The organism is Vibrio sp. 811 (genome assembly GCF_033339195.1).
This window is the reverse complement of record NZ_JAWOUB010000006.1, coordinates 247,462-264,521: the sequence shown is the minus strand read 5'-3', so window position 1 is coordinate 264,521 and position 17,060 is coordinate 247,462. Positions and strand designations below refer to the sequence as shown.

At 45.1% G+C, this 17,060-nt stretch carries 13 protein-coding genes; 5 read left to right on the top strand and 8 right to left on the bottom strand.

Annotation, left to right across the window (positions count from 1 at the left end; genetic code table 11):
- Nucleotide 1 precedes the first annotated feature (1 nt).
- On the bottom strand, nt 2-1,912 hold the full coding sequence (speA, locus tag R7Q46_RS12585; protein ID WP_033906546.1) for an arginine decarboxylase: 1,911 nt from the start codon (nt 1,910-1,912) through the stop codon (nt 2-4).
- A 323-nt stretch (nt 1,913-2,235) separates the two neighbouring features.
- Between speA and R7Q46_RS12580 the strand changes: the two genes are divergently transcribed.
- A complete protein-coding gene (locus tag R7Q46_RS12580; RefSeq protein WP_318077542.1) occupies nt 2,236-2,961 on the top strand; it encodes an MBL fold metallo-hydrolase in 726 nt (241 codons plus the stop codon).
- Nucleotides 2,962-3,027: 66 nt separating this feature from the next.
- Here the strand turns inward: R7Q46_RS12580 and R7Q46_RS12575 are convergent, their stop codons facing one another.
- The 3 genes from R7Q46_RS12575 to R7Q46_RS12565 form a co-directional block, all read right to left on the bottom strand.
- Entirely contained in the window at nt 3,028-3,456 is a 429-nt protein-coding gene (locus tag R7Q46_RS12575) for an ATP-dependent zinc protease (protein WP_005384193.1), read from the bottom strand.
- Nucleotides 3,457-3,521: 65 nt separating this feature from the next.
- Nucleotides 3,522-4,427, bottom strand: a complete 906-nt coding sequence (gene rimK / locus R7Q46_RS12570; RefSeq protein WP_318077538.1) for a 30S ribosomal protein S6--L-glutamate ligase — start codon at nt 4,425-4,427, stop codon at nt 3,522-3,524.
- 329 nt (nt 4,428-4,756) lie between these two features.
- The gene (locus tag R7Q46_RS12565; RefSeq protein WP_005374222.1) at nt 4,757-5,371 is read right to left on the bottom strand and encodes a TetR/AcrR family transcriptional regulator; all 615 of its coding nucleotides are present in this window, start codon (nt 5,369-5,371) and stop codon (nt 4,757-4,759) included.
- Between the two features lie 155 nt (nt 5,372-5,526).
- Here R7Q46_RS12565 and R7Q46_RS12560 point away from each other — a divergent pair, with 155 nt between their 5' ends.
- Both R7Q46_RS12560 and R7Q46_RS12555 read left to right on the top strand, forming a co-directional pair.
- Nucleotides 5,527-6,540, top strand: coding sequence for an MBL fold metallo-hydrolase (locus R7Q46_RS12560; RefSeq protein WP_031780877.1), 1,014 nt, complete (start codon nt 5,527-5,529; stop codon nt 6,538-6,540).
- Nucleotides 6,541-6,622: 82 nt separating this feature from the next.
- The gene (locus R7Q46_RS12555; RefSeq protein ID WP_318077537.1) at nt 6,623-6,967 is read left to right on the top strand and encodes a DUF5329 family protein; all 345 of its coding nucleotides are present in this window, start codon (nt 6,623-6,625) and stop codon (nt 6,965-6,967) included.
- Here R7Q46_RS12555 and R7Q46_RS12550 read toward each other — a convergent pair.
- Both R7Q46_RS12550 and R7Q46_RS12545 read right to left on the bottom strand, forming a co-directional pair.
- Nucleotides 6,935-7,834, bottom strand: coding sequence for a LysR family transcriptional regulator (locus R7Q46_RS12550; RefSeq protein ID WP_005384184.1), 900 nt, complete (start codon nt 7,832-7,834; stop codon nt 6,935-6,937). The genes R7Q46_RS12555 and R7Q46_RS12550 overlap by 33 nt on opposite strands.
- Nucleotides 7,835-9,170: 1,336 nt before the next feature.
- Nucleotides 9,171-9,509 (bottom strand): YggL family protein, encoded by a 339-nt coding sequence (locus R7Q46_RS12545; protein WP_005374208.1) that lies wholly within the window; start codon nt 9,507-9,509, stop codon nt 9,171-9,173.
- 266 nt (nt 9,510-9,775) lie between these two features.
- Between R7Q46_RS12545 and R7Q46_RS12540 the strand changes: the two genes are divergently transcribed.
- The gene (locus tag R7Q46_RS12540) at nt 9,776-11,812 is read left to right on the top strand and encodes a PhoX family protein (RefSeq protein WP_213893597.1); all 2,037 of its coding nucleotides are present in this window, start codon (nt 9,776-9,778) and stop codon (nt 11,810-11,812) included.
- A 99-nt stretch (nt 11,813-11,911) separates the two neighbouring features.
- Here R7Q46_RS12540 and R7Q46_RS12535 read toward each other — a convergent pair whose 3' ends face one another.
- A complete protein-coding gene (locus tag R7Q46_RS12535; protein ID WP_318077536.1) occupies nt 11,912-13,303 on the bottom strand; it encodes a 6-phospho-beta-glucosidase in 1,392 nt (463 codons plus the stop codon).
- Between the two features lie 147 nt (nt 13,304-13,450).
- Nucleotides 13,451-15,511: a sensor histidine kinase gene (locus R7Q46_RS12530; protein WP_318077535.1), complete on the bottom strand. Its 2,061-nt coding sequence runs from the start codon at nt 15,509-15,511 to the stop codon at nt 13,451-13,453.
- A gap of 178 nt (nt 15,512-15,689) precedes the next feature.
- Between R7Q46_RS12530 and R7Q46_RS12525 the strand changes: the two genes are divergently transcribed.
- A complete protein-coding gene (locus tag R7Q46_RS12525; protein WP_318077534.1) occupies nt 15,690-17,039 on the top strand; it encodes a sigma-54 dependent transcriptional regulator in 1,350 nt (449 codons plus the stop codon).
- Nucleotides 17,040-17,060: the final 21 nt, after the last annotated feature.

Genomic DNA, 17,060 nt, shown 5'->3' with positions numbered 1-17,060 from the left:
ATCAGAAGTCCTCTAAATAGGTGTATCCTGCTAGACCTTGTTCTAGTTCTGCTAGGATTTGTGCTTGTTCATTGGCTTCAACTCGCTGTGAAACCAATTGTTTATAATTGTCACGAATCGCATCCACGTCGATATGAACGTAGCGCATCATGTCTTCTACACTATCACCTTCGTTGATGTAACTGATCTCAAATTGACCGTGTTCATCAACATTGACTACAGCACTGTGGGTATCACCAAATAGGTTGTGCATGTCACCAAGGATTTCTTGGTATGCGCCTACTAGGAAAAAGCCCATTAAGTACGGTTTGTCTTTGCTCCAAGCTGGTACAGGTAGCGTGCTCTCGATGCCTTGACCATCAACGTAGTGATCGATCGCGCCATCAGAGTCACATGTGATGTCCAACATCACTGCACGACGCTCTTCCGCCTCGCCCAGACCAGAAAGTGGCAGAACAGGGAACACCTGATCAATACCCCAAGCATCTGGTAGAGATTGGAAGAGAGAGAAGTTCACGAAGAACTTATCCGCAAGACGTTCGCTCAACTCGTCCAGAATCGGACGGTGGAAGCGATTCTTAGTGCTCATCTTGCGGCTTAATTCGAAGTAAATGCGCAGTGACAATTGTTCTGCCCACGCACGTTGTTCCAAGTTAAGCACGCCTGTAGCAAATTGAGAGTGCACTTCTGCCAAATCACTTTGGGTATCATTGTAAATCTCAATTAACGCACGAGCGTCTGTACCATCTTGTAAGTTTTCCCAGTTTCGCCACATGTTTTGTAGCAAAAGCGGAGCGTCATCATCAAGCTCATGTACTTCTTCCGGTAGGTACGACTCGGTACCAATTACGTTAGAAATCAATACAGCGTGGTGCGCTGTTAGCGAGCGACCCGATTCCGAAATGATCACTGGCATTGGTTGTTCGTATTGCAGACACACATCGCCCACTGTGTTCACGATATTACGTGCGTATTCTGCAAGGCCGTAGTTCATCGAATTCGATGATTGGCTGCGTGTGCCGTCATAATCCACTGCCAAGCCGCCGCCCACATCGAAGTACTCGATGTTTGCACCGAGTGCGCGTAGTTCGCAGTAGAAACGTGCAGACTCGTTCACACCATTGCGTACATCACGGATGTTTGCCATCTGTGAACCAAGGTGGAAGTGAACCAGTTGCATCGCGTCTAGGTTGCCTTCGCGTTTAAGACGTTCAATAACGCTAAGCACTTGCGATGCTGATAAACCAAACTTCGATTTTTCACCGCCACTTGCTTGCCATTTCCCTGCGCCTTGAGAGGCGAGGCGAATGCGTAAACCAAGGCGCGGTTTTACACCCAAACTTTTCGCTTCTTCTAGTACCAGATCCAGCTCAGAAAGCTTCTCTAGTACGATGAATACCTTGTGACCCAGCTTTTCACCGATCAGTGCAAGACGCACATACTCACGGTCTTTGTAGCCATTACACACGATCACGGAGCTACCTTGTTGAGCCAATGCAAGTACCGCCAACAACTCTGGCTTGCTACCCGCTTCAAGACCAAGCTGCTTGGTTTCTAGTTGAGCTTGGCTCGCTAGAATTTCATCCACCACTTCACGTTGTTGGTTTACTTTAATTGGGTACACCAACAAGTATTTGTTTGGATATTGGTATTCTTCAATTGCTTGGTTGAATGCGTGGCAAATACCATGCACACGTTGGTGCACGATTTGCGGGAAGCGTACTAATACAGGCAGATTTAACTGCTTCGCTTCTAGCTCATTTACAATAGCGCTGAAAGGGATTTGATGTGCACGATCACTACGTGGTGATACATATACTTCGCCTTGGTCATCAATGCCGTAGAAACCTTGGCTCCAGTAGTGAACGTTGTAGTCCGCGCGGATGCGGTCTAATTTAGTTGCTTTTTCCAACTCGATTCTCACAAAAATGTACTTAACTCCTTAATTAATTAGAAGGAAAAGTACAAAAAAGCAAATCATGAGGTATTTACCTCATACCCTGACACGAACTCCGTGTGCGCGCATTAACGGATAAAAGGGCCCTTGAGTCTAATGATTAAAATCTATCATCTCGATTATGATTTGTTGTCGTCGTTGGGTGTGAACATTTGTTTACCGGAGCGTCGATTCTGCTGTTATAGTTGGTCTGACCAGCAAGGAAGCGGTCATGAAAAATCTCACTCAAATAAGGACATATTTTGCAGCTGCACAGAATTCAGGGATACATTCAGACCATGTATCTCGCCGAATATCCCGATAAATTAATGTTGCTTGATGGTGCAAGTCGAGCAGACATTCCTCACCTTAAAGATTTTATTGAGCATCAACTCCATCGCCCTTTTTCTGACCTAAAGTTGGTCGTTGTGACTCATATGCATCCAGACCACGCTGGTGGCGCGCACAAGTTGCGTGATTTGACCGGATGCAAAGTGTTAGCAGCAAAGCGAGAAAGCCAGTGGTATGACGGTGTAGATGGTTGGTTAATGCATTTAACCGATTTGATGTTAGCGCGCTGGATGGCGAACCGGATGCGTAAACCAAAGCGAAACCTGTGGTATTCGCGCAAGCTAAAGCCCGATATCGAACTCATCGATGGTGAGTGTATTCCGGGGTTTGATGATTGGCAGGTACTAGAAACGCAAGGACATACCGATAGAGATCTGTCGGTTTATCATTCTGAACAAGATGTATTGTATGTGGCGGATTTAATGGTGCAGGTTAAGAAACATCTTATTGCGCCGTTTCCCATATTTCATCCAAACCAATATCGCCAATCATTAAAGCGTGTGTTTGAGATGAATCCGCAATGTTTGCTTTTGGCACATGGGGGAGAGGTGACTTTGGATGAAAAAGCGTATCAGCACATTTTGAATACAGCGCCGACTAAGCCAATGACGCACTGGCGAGTGACAAAAGTTAAAGCGAAGGGATTGTTGTTTGCGTTATTTCGTAGGAAGTAGGCTAAGATAAAGCCAGACGAGTGATGCTCAACAAAAACGTTCGATCACTCATCTGAAGCTACGGGGTTAAGATGCCAATAAGTGAGATTGGCTAGGATCAACGAGCACTTTGTCTGCCATGCCCTGACGACCTAACAACATCATGTAAGTCATTTTTTCACGGTTAGTCAACGTAATGTCGATTGGCCATTGTTGGTCGCCCATACGCAGCATCGTTGTGATCACGCAGCGGTGCTCAAAAGTACCGTTAGAAGATTTAACCTTACGGTTTGCTTTTAGTTTCGCTGTGCAGCGAACCACTTGTTCTAAATGGTATACATCTGGGTGCAGATCGAATGCAACATAAGACTGACCATCTTTTTCAAAGCAATCAATATTGTCTACATGTAATGAAGAGGTTTGAGCGCCTGTATCAATACGCGCTTCAAGGTGAGTAATCCCTAACTCTGGCAAGCAAATAGCTTCGGCATTCCCAATGATCATTTTCTGATTCATAGTGTCATCCTAGCGACGAGTAACAAGAGAGCCGGCTTTTGGCTCTCTTGTGCGTTAAACAAAAATCAACCTTTACCGCGAGTACGGTTTGAATTTGGCTTAGCGTTTTTCTCGATAAAATCGAAGATCATACCAGCAACGTCTTTACCTGTTGCTAGTTCGATGCCTTCTAGGCCAGGTGAAGAGTTCACTTCCATCACCACAGGACCATTTTTAGATTGAAGGATATCCACACCACAAAGGTTCAAGCCCATCACTTTCGCTGCATTTACAGCGGTTGCGCGTTCTTCTTTGCTTAAGCGTACGAGTTGCGCAGAACCACCACGGTGAAGGTTCGAACGGAATTCGCCTTCTTTTGCTTGGCGCTTCATTGCAGCAATAACTTTGTTACCGACAACAAAACAGCGGATGTCCGCGCCTTTTGCTTCTTCGATAAACTCTTGCACCATGATGTTTGCTTTCAAACCCATGAATGCTTCGATCACACTTTCTGCCGCTTTATTTGTTTCAGCAAGTACAACACCGATGCCTTGAGTACCTTCTAGCAATTTAATGACTAGAGGTGCGCCACCAACGTTTTTGATCACGTCCTGAATGTTGTCAGGGTGGTGAGCAAAGCCCGTGCGCGGCAAACCGATGCCTTTACGTGATAGCAATTGCAATGAACGCAATTTGTCACGAGAGCGGCTGATCGCTACAGATTCGTTGACACAAAATGTGCCCATCATTTCAAACTGACGTACAACAGCAGTGCCGTAAAACGTAATAGATGCCCCAATACGCGGAATAACAGCATCGTATTGCGGTAATTCTTCACCCTTGTAGCGGATCTTAGGGTTGTTGCTCGTAATGTCCATATAACAGTGAAGCGTGTCGATCACATCGATTTGATGCCCACGTTCTTCACCCGCCTGTTTTAGGCGCATGGTTGAATATAAATTCTCATTACGAGAGAGAATAGCAATACGCATGGCAATTCCTTAGTAAGTCAGTACCAAATTAAAATATAAGTATAGAGCATAGAATGCAGTAGGCAGGTGATCATGTTATGACATAACCTACTTACTTCAACGATTTAGAATTGTGGTTGAACAACCACGTCGTCAGAGGTGCGCACCTTAGGGCGTTTTTTTGTGAGATGAAAACGAAAAAGCATCGTCGACACGACAAAAATATTTTATCGAACGCTCACGCCTTGCGGTATGAGACTGTCAAGGGTGAGATAAATAAAATTGAGCAAAAATTTCATCGCTTTGTCACGAATTATCGCTTAAAAAAGCGGCCAATTTGACCGCTGTTTTTAGCTGTTTTGATAGTGACTTAAAAAAAGTTCCGCCGTTTGGGTAGCTAACAGCCTAGATTCTTCATTCGACAAAGAGGGGCGAATTCCCATTAACTGCGGCCAGAATGCACTGCCTTTAAGTAAGTTGTGCAATTGAGTGCTTGCTATATGTACATCATCAATTTGCAAAGCGCCACTGTTCGATTTCTCAGTAAGCCAGCGGTACAGGGCGGTTTCCTGTTTCGACATTTGTTCTGCTTGTTCTTTGAGATCTTCCGGCTTAAATAAGAAGTGCCCAAATGCCACTTTTGCCAGCTCAATATAGTTTGGTTCCGTCACCACAATGATCTCGCTGTAGAGTAATTCAATCAATTGATCTTTTAGCGGGAGTGTTGGTAAACGTTCAATGTCGCTATCCATCATTGAAGAACGCCATAGTTCGGTTAGTAACTCTGTCACGATCGCTTCTTTAGAAGGGAAATGGTTGTAGACCGTGCGCTTAGAGACTTGCGCGATAGCAGAGAGCTTATCCATGCTGGTGTTTTGCACCCCAAACTCTTGGAACGCTTGCTTTGCTGCGCACAGGATGGCTTCTCTTTTGGTTTCGCTACGACTTTTTCTTTTTACATTCATAAGCTTGCTAAGTTAAGAAGATCATTTCTTGATCTATTTTACACTAAGTAGTTTACTTTTGATAATTAGAATGTAAACTGCACCGTGTAGTTTACATTTGTTCGGGTTAACTTTTTATGAAAAAAACTTTGCTAGCCACAGTAGGAGCGTTCGCGATGGGTACATCAATGATTTCTTGTTCTAATGTTGATACTGAAAAAGCGCCAACATACCCGGACAAATTTGCAAATACAGAGTTGGAATACAAAAGCGGTTTGGGCGACATGTTCGAAATCATGAAAGCGTATTTTACGACTGAGCGCCTTAACCCAACACCAACGATTGAAATTCCAGTGCATGCGATCACAGCGCGGCAACTGTTAGAAGAGCAAGATGACGTCATCTATCGTCTGGGTCACTCAAGCGTATTAATGAAGCTCGATGGAAAACTGGTGATGACCGACCCTGTATTCAGTGATCGCGCGTCTCCTGTACAATGGGCAGGGCCAAAACGCTTTCACCAAACCCCCATCACGATAGAAGATTTGCCAACTATCGATGTGGTGGTGATCAGTCATGACCATTACGATCACCTAGATAAAGCTTCTATTAAAGTGCTAGGCGACAAGGTGGGCACTTTCTTGGTGCCGTTAAAAGTTGGCCAATTACTGGTGAATTGGGGTGTGCCGAAGGAGAAAGTGATCGAGCTAGATTGGTGGGAGTCACATTCTGTCGACGGCATTGAATATACATTGACTCCGACTCAGCATTTCTCCGGTCGAGGTTTGACAGACCGCGATACGACACTGTGGGGCAGTTGGGTTATTAATGCACAACAACACAAAGTGTTCTTCAGTGGTGACTCTGGTTACTTCAATGGCTTTAAAGAGATTGGTGAAAAGTACGGTCCGTTTGACTTCACTATGATCGAAACCGGCGCATACAATGAACTTTGGTCAGACATTCACATGTTCCCAGAGCAAAGCGTTCAAGCACACATTGATGTGCAGGGCAAAGTGATGATGCCAATTCACAACAGTACGTTTGATTTATCGATGCATGATTGGAATGAGCCGATGCAACGCGCGTTAGATATCAGTGAAGAGCGCGGTGTAACGTTAGTGAGCCCTGAGATTGGTCAACGCTTGGCGATTGCGGAGCCTCAGCCTGCGAAGGCATGGTGGCAATAATGGCTGAGCTAAACAGCCAAACATCAGAATAGTTAAGTCACTTATTAGTAGTTACTTGGTCAGGGATAAGGATAAAGGTGCGATGAAAGCAAAGTGGACGTTGTTACTTACATTAAGCATTCTGCCTACCTTTGCACTAGCAGGGGTAGAGCAAGATATCTCGACGTTGATAAAACGATTTGAGCAATCCTCTTGCACCTTTATCCGCAACGGCAAGGCGTACACTAATCAAGAAGCGGCAGAACACACGCGCAATAAATGGGATTACGCCAAAGATGACGTTGATTCCGTGGATGTGTTTATAAAAGAGGTCGCGTCAAAGAGCTGGTTATCTGGCAAACCATATTGGGTGGATTGCCAAGAGGAACGCATTACCAGCGAAGAGTGGCTAACATCATTGATGCGCGCCACCGATCACATCCAATAACACTTCTTTGATGGTCTGATAGCGCAGAGGTAGAGCACGACTGCGCTTACGAACTAGAAATAGCTCTTCACATACAGTGTTTTTCAATTGAGCAATGTGTAACGTGTCTTTTAGCGGAAAATTGTCGACCGCACTTTGAGGCAGCACGGTGAAGCCAAGTCCTTTGCTGACAGGCAGCAAAATTTGGCTCAATTGATTTACGTAGCCGGATAATGGTAAATCGCTCATCTTAATTTCTTGGAGCTGTGGTTCTTCACATTGGTCAAAAAACAGCGTCATGTAATGCTCGGCATCAGGGTGGCTAATGACACCACAGTCATGCAAGAGTTGTGGCGTTATCTGCTTATTTTGATAATGCTTTGGCAGAACCAAGCACAACCTCTCTTTACCAATTCGCTCACTGTGAAACAGACCTTTGTTGGGAACATCAGTCACGATACCAATATCGATGTGCCCTTGCGTTATGGCGTTGAGAATAGATTGATTTGGCGCGGCTTCTAAATGTAACGATAAGCTCGGGTGCTGTTTTTGCTTCTCCAAAATGGGCCCATACAACATTAACGCCATTGCACCAGAACAAGCCAGTTTACAGTGGCCTGAAAACGCATCATCAAAACTGAGCTCTTCGAGCAGCTTCTTCTCTCTATCTTCTAACTCGAGCGCATATGCGTAGACAATCCTGCCTTGCTCGGTTAATTCGAAGCTTTTGTTTTCGCGCTTGATCAAGGCATGCTGACAACTTTGCTCTAATTTTTTGATGTGTTGGCTGACGCCAGGCTGAGTCATAAAAAGTTTTTCTGCCGTTTGCGTAAAATGACCGACTTCAATCAATGTCTTAAATGTATGTAACCAAACAGGATTAAGCATAGTGTGTGATTTTCTGAGAGCTTTGTTGGGAGACGTAAAGAAAATGATAGCACGGTGTTTTATGAAAACAGAGAAGACTTAAACGATAAAGATGAATCGCTATCAATACATTACAGACAAAATAAAACCCCGCCTGGTTTCCCAGACGGGGCTTATTCTTTTTCGCAGCAATCCAGCTACTAATAGGTGCTCCCTGCATCTATCCTTGATTGTGGCTAAGTCCTTTAACCGAGTTCCTTGTTCATCGCCTTCCTAGCGGTGTCCATTCTTGCCTATCATCCTGACGGGCGAACTCTATCCTAGAGCTTAACTACATCCTTGCTGACAACTCATCCTAAGCTATCAAATCTTCATCCTGAAGATACCCAATCCTTTAGGCTTTTTTCCTGTTCCCGCCAACATCCTGTCGACAAATTGAGTATTGATGTTTTGCTGATTTGACTCAATTAACTTTTCTAAATTATTTTTACTTATTATTTTAAGTGAATTTAAATATTACTTTTAAATCATATATTTAATGTTTTTTCTGGCATTGCTCTTAGAGGTGATTAATCTATTTGCTTACAACTCTTGTAAGAGATCTCGCACAAGTTTGGTGGTGAATGTATTAATGTGCGCTTTTTGTTCCGAGTTCTGTGGATTGAACTGGATCACAATGCGTTAAAAGGGAGACGATAAAGATGAAAGTGAATTGATCTTGAGTAGAGATTTGTTTGAAAAGAAATAAAAATTCTTGCGGTTTTTATAAACAGTATGGTAAATCTGAAATGCCCACCTTGTTAATCCTTATTAAGATTCAATGACAGTATAAGTAGGGAACTTGATTGCCATTTTTCTGTCATATCTGGTGAGTAAGTTAACCGTGTCAGATAGATAATATGCCGTTTGCCAGTAAAAACAGGCTGCAAGAAACCGGTATTTATCATTATGTTGTGAAATATGTCACGGTTAAATGATTGATTCCCTTATAGATTGAAGGGGATACGACCTTAGACAATAAGCTCCATGAGGAGCGTTACTTATATAAGATGAGGGACTTTACTATGAAAAAGACTAGAAGAGCTCAGCTACATCGTGTGCGTATTCAATACTGGAAAGACACGAAAGACGCCCCAGCTAAAAAATCATAGTTAATTATACCTAAAGGCACGAGCTGGCTGTGGAACACAGTTTCCCGTTGATTGCCAGCTCAAAAACACCACAATCACATTCACTCCGCGCAACTTCCCAAACCCCTATTTTTACTATCGCATTCTTCAAAAAATAAAAAAGCCAGTCTTAAGACCAGCTTTCTCTACCATTTACTGAGCTCTGCGTATTACAGGTTGCCCTTTAGTTACAGGTAGTTGGCGTCAACTAGTTCGCCCGCTTGCGCGCTTTTCACTTCTGGACGTGCTTCTAACCATTTAATAACTTGCGCTTTCTGTTCTTCAGTCGCACTGCCGTAACGGTCAGTAGAACATAGGAAGCCTTCAAACAGTTCTAGACCACCGCCACCGAAGCAAAGACCAAGCTCGTCAATGTAGTCGATAAAGTCATCAACGAATGCATCGTAACGGTCGAAGTCGTTAATGTCTGTTTCACAGCTGATCTCGAAACCTAGGATTGCGAACTCACCTAAGAACAGCTTTTTACGGATACGACGGCTCTTGTTATCGATCTTGTCTAATTTCATGATTATCTCTCGTAGATGATTTGATTTCGTACACCTTATACCTTCTATCACACTTTAGCCCAAGTAAAATCAGAATGAAGCGATACAGTTGGTGATTATGTGACCAGAATTTAATTGCTTCGTTAGCTGTGTTGGTTGGTTTGCAGTATTGTTGAAACACAAGTTTCATATGTTTTAAGCACTTTTGTCATTTTTCTTATCCAAACTTCTTGCCGTTCAACTAATCACTTATTTATTAATTAAACTATAAGATCGGGAAAGTAAAAATGAGCAAGGAAACCTTTGACGCGACGCGTTATAACCAAAGTGAAAACAAACCATTTGAAGAAGTATTAGAAGCGAGCCTATCTCGACGCAGCATTCTGAAAGGTGGTTTAGGTATCAGTGCGATGACAGCGTTTGGTGCTTTCGGATTGGCTGGTTGTAACTCGTCTGACTCAGGGAGTACAGTAAGCAGTGGTTCGGGCGCATCTAAAGCCGTTCTTAACTTTGAATCTATCCCTGGCTCACTCACTGACGCAGTTTCAATTCCACAAGGCTACACCGCACAAGTACTAGTACCTTGGGGAACACCACTTAATGCGCAAGGCAGCGCATGGCAAAATGATGGTACCAACACCAGTACCGATCAGTTAAATGCGCTAGGCATGCACCATGACGGCATGCATTTTTTCCCATTGAACGATAGTACTACAGATGGCTTGCTATGTATTAACCACGAGTACATCGACACATCAGCACTGCATCCAAATGGTCCGACGGTTGAAAATGGCGTACGTACCATTGTAGATGAAGTGCGTAAAGAGATTAACGCGCACGGTGTGTCAGTGGTTCGCATTCAACTGGAAGACAACATGTGGAAGTTGGTTGATACCGACCCACTAAACCGTCGTTATACTGGTGCGACAGTCATGGATTTGTCTGGCCCGGTGGCCTACACATCTTTAACTGTCACTCGTTTCTCACCAGATGGCAGCCAAGCGCGTGGTACGTTAAACAACTGTGGCAACGGCTACACGCCGTGGGGCACGTACTTAACGTGTGAAGAGAACTGGCCTGGTTACTTTGTTAACGCCGGGACTCGTACAGAAGAGCAAGATCGCATTGGTGTTGATGACCAAAGCACACGCTACTTGTGGGAGACATTAGCAGGAAATGCAGAAGAGCGTCTTGATGAGTTCTCTCGCTTTAATGTGGCTCCAACAGGAGCAAGTGCGATGGATGATTACCGTAATGAAGCCAATGGTCACGGTTACATTGTCGAGATTGACCCTTACACGCAAAACTCACGTGCGAAGAAACGTACTGCGCTAGGTCGTTTCCGTCACGAGGGCTGTACTTTCGGTAAGCTTGAAGAAGGCAAACCAGTGGTATTTTATTCTGGTCACGATTCTCGCTTTGAGTACCTATACAAATTTGAATCTGCGGCAGCGTGGGATCCAGCAGATGCTAACCCTGATAACCGCTTGGCGATGGGTGACAAGTACATGGACGAAGGCACACTGTATGTGGCGCGCTTCAATGAAGACAGCACAGGTACTTGGTTACCATTAACGCTTGATAGCGTAACAACCGCTGGTGGTACATTAGCGGATCACTTTGATTCACTGGCTGAAATTATCATCAATACTGCGGGTGCGGCGGATTTAGTTGGGGCAACACCAATGGATCGACCAGAGTGGTGTACGGTTGATCCATTCACGGGTTCAGTATATTTAACATTGACGAACAATACGCGCCGTACAGATGAAACCAATCCTGCGAATCCACGTTTGAATAATAAGTTTGGTCATGTTATTCGTTGGGATGAAGGTGCTTCAGCAACTGACTTTAATTGGGATATCTTTGTGTTTGGTTCGCCAGCAAATGGTGATGCAGATACCAACCGTTCTGGCTTGAATGAGTTAAACCAGTTTGCGAGTCCAGACGGATTAGCGTTTGATGGCCGTGGTATTTTGTGGATTCAGACTGATAACGGCGCAGATGAAGTTACATCTTACACCAATGATCAAATGTTGGCTGTTGTGCCATCTAAGCTAACAGATGAGAATGGTGATCAAGCTGTGATTGGTGCGGATAATCAAGCTGAATTGAAACGCTTCTTTGTCGGACCAAATGGTTGTGAAGTAACAGGCTTTACCATCAGCCCTGATTACAAATCATTGTTTGTGAATATTCAGCACCCAGGCAACTGGCCATACAGTGAAGATGCAGCCGAAGAAACGCCTGCTGGTGTTTCTGTGCGCCCACGAGCGGCGACAGTGGTTATTCGCCGTGAAGACGGTGGAGAGATTGCAGTTTAATCTCTAAATGAATAAACACCTTAAAATTCAAGCCCTGCAATTGCAGGGCTTGATGGTTTAGGCGAATGCCTCGTTGCACTTTGTACCTAAACAACAGGCTTAGCTTTTCAATGAACCGCCTGAAGTACGAATCACGTCTTGATACCAGAAAAAGCTTTTCTTACGTTTACGTTCTAGCGTTCCTTGCCCATCATCATGACGATCGACATAGATAAAGCCGTAACGTTTGCTCATCTCAGCGGTTGAGTTCGCGACCAAATCGATTGGTCCCCAACTGGTGAAGCCCATCAGCTCAACGCCATCCAAAATTGCTTCATGTGCTTGTACAAGATGGTCGTTCAAGTAAGCGATGCGGTAATCATCTTGAATCTCACCGTTTTCATCGATTTCATCACGTGCACCTAAGCCGTTTTCTACGACGAACAGTGGCTTTTGGTAGCGGTCGTGAAGGAAGTTCAGCAGAACACGCAGGCCTTTTGGATCGATCAGCCAGCCCCATTGGCTCTTTTCAAGGTATGGGTTTGGTACGCTATCGACGATGTTACCCACTTCTTTCTGTTTCGGATCCGCACTTGCACAGCCGCTTGCGTAGTAGCTGAATGAGATGAAATCGACACTCGCAGACGCAATTTCTTCTAAGTCGCCTGCTTCCATCTGAATTTCAATGCCGTTTTCGCGGAAGTAACGCTTCATGTAGCCAGGGTACTGACCACGTGTTTGTACATCACCGAAGAACAACCACTTGTTGTTTTCATGCATGGCAGCAAGCACGTCATCAGGGTTACAGGTGTATGGGTAGTTGATTGCGCCAAGCAGCATGTTACCAATCTTGCCGTTTGGTACGATGTGCTGACACAGTTTTACCGCTTTTGCGTTGGCGACTAGTTGGTGGTGAATCGCTTGATAAATCTCTTGTTCACTGGCGTCTTCTTGCAAACCAACACCAGTAAATGGTGCGTGCAGTGACATGTTGATTTCGTTGAACGTTAACCACAGTTTTACTTTGTCTTTGTAGCGCTCCAGTACAGTTCGAGCATAACGTTCGAAGAATTCGATGACGCGACGATCGCCCCAACCGCCGTAGTTCTCGACCAGTGCGTAAGGCATTTCGTAGTGAGATAAGGTCACGAAAGGTTGAATGTCGTGCTCGGTAAGTTCGTCAAAAATTTTATCGTAGAACGCCAAACCTTCTTCGTTAGGTTCTAGCTCGTCACCGTTCGGGAAGATGCGGCTCCATGCCAAAGATAGGCGCAGACAGTTAAAGCCCATCTCTTTGAATAGCGCAATGTCTTCTGGGTAGCGATTGTAGAAGTCGATCGCCACGTCTTTTATACCCGGCGTACGTTCTTCACGGGTTTGATGCGGACTCAAAATACCGTTTGGCAGCATGTCTGATGTCGATAACCCTTTACCCCCAAGGTTGTACGACCCTTCTACTTGGTTTGCAGCAATGGCACCGCCCCAAAGAAAATGTTCAGGAAACTTAATCATGTTTCTCACTCTTTATCGTTCGGAAGTTATTCGTTCTATTTGCTTGAGAATAGTGTAGGTCAAGGAGGGATTCTTGTATCGAGATCGTGTTTTTCTCAAACAGCGGGGATGCCTAGTTCTAATGATGATTTTGTAATCAATATCAACCTAGGCTGATTTGAACAATAAAGTAAAAGTCAGCCCATTTTGTTCATTCTTATGCACGCTAATTTGTCCGTTCATATCACGCATATTGTTGGCCGTAATCGCTAAACCCAGCCCTAATCCTTCACCAATTTTCTTTGAGGTTTGGAAGGGCTCGAACATGGATTCAAGCATCTCATCCGACACGCCGCAGCCATTATCACTGACGAGCAGTTCGACCTGATTAACGGTTGGGTTGACGATCAAGCTGAGCTGCGGGTTGGTGGTGTTGTTCATTGCATCTAGCGCATTCGAGACAAGATTACCGAGCACCTGAAGCAGTCGTTGTTCTTCACCCATGATGTTAGGTAAGTCATGAGGAACTCGCACACGCACATCCACTTTGTCTAATTGGGATTGATAAACGCGTAAGGTCTCTTCGAGTGCGGAGGTAAGAGAAATCGCTTGTAGGCTTTCTGGCTTGTTGTAGGCGAACGTCTTTAACTGGCTAGTCATGCTTGCCATGCGATCAATCAGCTTCTGCACCAAAACATTGTTGGCTTTCATCATTTCGGTTTCGCCACGTTCTGCTAACAGTTCGTTTGTTGTAAGCAGGGTACGCAAGCCTGTCAGTGGCTGATTGAGCTCATGAGTGATCGCGCTCGACATGCGACCCAAGGCGGCCATTTTGCTCGATTCAATTAACTGGCTTTGCGCTTCTTTTAGCGCTTGAGTGCGCTCTTCTACTCGCTGCGCCAGTTCTTGGTTGACCTGTTGCAGTGATTGCTCGGCTTTTTTCCGCTTGCTGATGTCGATGATAGTCGCAAGGAAATACTGCTCACCATGCCAAAGGAAACTGGTCAGTGAGAACAAGACAGGGAAGACGCTACCGTCACTGCGTCTGGCAATGGTTTCGACCGTGCTGATCTCTGCGAGCTCTTTATGTTTAGGTAAATCCTTAAGCAACTTGAGTGTGGTGGAGTTGGGATTGCCTGCGTCGAATAACTCCCAAGCAAAAGCATGTCGATTGACGCTTTCTGGTAAACAGAACAAACGCTTCGCCATTGGGTTGAGATCGAACAGTTGACCTTGTTCATCAATCAATAGCAGACCTACGTGGGTCTTATTGATCATCTGTTTCAAGCGGCGTTGAGACTCTTCCAACAAGGCTTGAATTCGTTGTTGGTTGATGTGTTTTTGGCGACGTTGTAGACCAATGATGACGAGTAATACAACTAACAAGAGCAGCGCCGCTACACTCCAACCAATCACGTTAATGGTTTGTTGAATCGGCTTAGAAGGGGTGAGGTAGCTGACGTACCAATTCAAATCATCCAATTTAACGGTGTGCGCAAAATATCGTTGCTGATTGAGCGTCCACACACTGATATTGGTGTTGTCGTATAAGCGCTGCGTTTCTAACTGAACGGTGTTGTTCGGTTCGTTAAACCAGTCAGCGTTATAAAGCGAGCTGCTTGATAGGAAAAAGCGTTGCTGACGGTTCTGCAACGTGATGATGTCTTGGCTAGTAATGGTCTGTTCGGTCAGCAAGCTTAGGTTGATTTGCACCACCACAATGCCTGCGATATCCAAACCATCGTAAATAGGCGCTGCAAGATAATACAACGGGCTCGAACCTTTGGTTTTGTTTACTAAGGAAACACCGCCGCCTTGATTGTGGATTTGTTCCACAATGGCTTTTCGGTCAGACAGGCTAAAGCGCTCTTCGATTAAACTCGAGACCAATACTTCGCCAGAGTTAGACAGGATTAGCCAACCTTCCGTATTGGCGGCTTTATCTAGCTGAGTCAGCAGGGTTTGCAACGGTTCGTAATAAGTCAGACTCCCTTTCACAAAAGCGATGGTTTCTGGGTTATTGGTGACGAGGTAAGGCAGATGGTAGAAGCGTTTAAGTGCACGGCGAACTTCACCAATATAGTCGAGCAGCTTTTGTTGAGCTTCGGTTTGAGTTTGTACGCTCAACCACTGACGAGCGACCTCTCTGCTGGCGCTATAGCAAGACAACATCAGCACTGCCGCAATTGCGACCACAAGCCATGTTTTGCCATTCCTTTTGCGCTGCATACCGACTCCATTCAGCTAGTGCGTTTTCACCAACAGTCATTAAAGAGTGCGCCTAACTGGTTGGATGTTAAAGACTTGTAAGCAAGAAGTGAGATCTAGCTCCTTTTCTCCTCAGTGGTTTTTGCTACCGTTAATAAAGAGCGATTTCTTTCCCACCCCATAAAGCAGGCAGTAACTCATGGCTTTTGACGACCCCCCTAAAATTGCACTTATCGAAGACGATGACATTGTTCGTCAGGCTACCAGCCAATGGCTGCAACTGGCGGGGTTTGACGTGACCGCATTCAGTTTAGGCGAAGAGGGCAAAGCGGCCATTCTTAGCCAAGAATTTGATGCGATTGTCAGTGATGTTCGCCTGCCAGACATCGACGGCTTGTCGATACTAGAAAGTCTGATTGCCAATCACATTCCAACGCCGGTTATCTTGATCACCGGACATGGTGACGTTGACATGGCTGTCGGGGCGTTACAAAACGGTGCGTTCGATTTTATCGAGAAACCTTTCCAGCCTGAGCGCTTATCTCAACGTGTGACCGAAGCGGTCGAGAGCTATCGCGCACAAACTTCTACTCAAGATCGCCAAGAGTACCTATCTAGCGTTAGCGGCTTAGAAGAAGTGTTGATTGGGCGAAGCCGGGTGATGCAACAGCTTAGAGAACAAGTTGCCAAGTTAGCGCGCATTGATACCAATGTGATCATTTACGGTGAAACAGGTTGTGGTAAAGAGCTAGTAGCGACCAGTTTGCACAATGAAAGCCAACGTAGAACCCATCATTTTGTGCCAATCAACTGTGGCGCGATTCCCGAGAACCTGTTTGAAAGTGAGCTGTTTGGACACGAAGCTGGAGCATTTACTGGAGCGGGTAAAAAGCGCATTGGTAAATTGGAATACGCGGATAAAGGCACCTTATTCTTTGATGAAATCGAGAGTATGCCGCTGTCCATGCAGGTGAAAGTGTTGCGTTCATTACAGGAACATACAGTTGAGCGCGTTGGAGGCAATCAACAGATCTCAGTTGATTTGAGAGTGATCGCCGCCGCGAAAGAAGATCTCAATGATCATGATGAGTTTCGTCAGGATTTGTACTATCGCCTCAATGTCGCGCAGATCTATTTGCCACCACTACGTGAGCGAGAAGAAGACGCGTTGATCTTGTTCGAACACTTTGCCCTGAAAAGTAACCCTGAGAGTCGTCCATTGAGTGAAGCTGATAGAAAAGCCATTCTTGCTTACGCTTGGCCCGGTAACGTGCGTGAGCTAAGGAATGTAGCGATGCGTTTTGCTCTGGATGAAACCGTCTCCGTAATGGAAATTCTCTCCAGTCGACCAACTTCTACAACCGAAGAGACACAAGCAGGCGTTCCGTTGGCGATTCAGCTACATAATTTTGAGCGTAAAGTGCTGCATGATTCCTTAGTTCGACACCAAGGACGAATTACGGATGTGATGGTTGAGCTGGATTTACCACGCCGAACCCTCAACCAAAAGATGCAGAAGTTTGGTTTGAATCGCTCTGATTACACCTAACTGAATTAACTACGGGCTCTG